The sequence below is a fragment of the Mesorhizobium sp. M1295 genome (assembly GCF_040318135.1).
Lineage (GTDB): Bacteria > Pseudomonadota > Alphaproteobacteria > Rhizobiales > Rhizobiaceae > Mesorhizobium.
In genome coordinates, this window is sequence record NZ_JAMYLU010000080.1 from 1 (window position 1) to 742 (window position 742).

Here is a 742-nt window from a genome sequence, read left to right on the forward strand (position 1 = left end):
GCGTCTGGCGCGTTGCATCGACGATCCGCGCTGCCCGGACCAGGTCGTCCACAGCCTGGCGGACATGATCGGCTTTCGCATGAAGATGATCGCCGCCGGCTACGAGGACGGCAACGACGCCAACCGGCTGCGCCGCGATCCGGTCTTCAAGATGGCCCAGGATGCGCTGCCGTCGGGTCGGGATCTGGCGTCGCAATCGACGCTGTGCCGGCTGGAGAACCTACCCGGCGTGCGGGAGCTGGTCGCGATGGGACGGGCGATGGTCGATCTCTATTGCGCCTCGTTCCGGCAGGTGCCGAAGCGGATCGTACTCGACATTGACGACACCTTCGACGCTGTGCACGGAGGCCAACAGCTTCGCCTGTTCAATGCCCACCATGACGAGTACGGCTTCCAGCCGATCGTCGTGTTCGATGGTGCGGGACGGTTCGTCAGCGCGATCCTGCGACCGGCCAAGCGGCCGAGTGGGGCTGAGATCCGCCCCCACCTGCGCCGTCTGGTGCGGGCGATCCGGATCAACTGGCCGAACATTCGAATCCTGCTCCGCGGCGATAGCCATTATTGCAACCCGCAGGTCATCGACTGGTGCCGCGCCAACGACGTCGACTTCATCTTTGGCCTCGCGCCCACCACGACCCTGCGCAAGCATGTCGCGGATCTGGAGGCCAGCACGACGGCGCGCTTCGAAGCGTCGGCCAAGACAGGCAAGGTCCGCAGGTTCAAGGAGTTCGTTGACGGCGCC

At 65.5% G+C, this 742-nt stretch carries 1 protein-coding gene; it reads left to right on the forward strand.

Going from position 1 to position 742, the window contains the following annotated elements:
- Positions 1-742: IS1380 family transposase (locus tag NKH29_RS32565; RefSeq protein WP_353001434.1), on the forward strand; the 742-nt coding region annotated here is incomplete at both ends.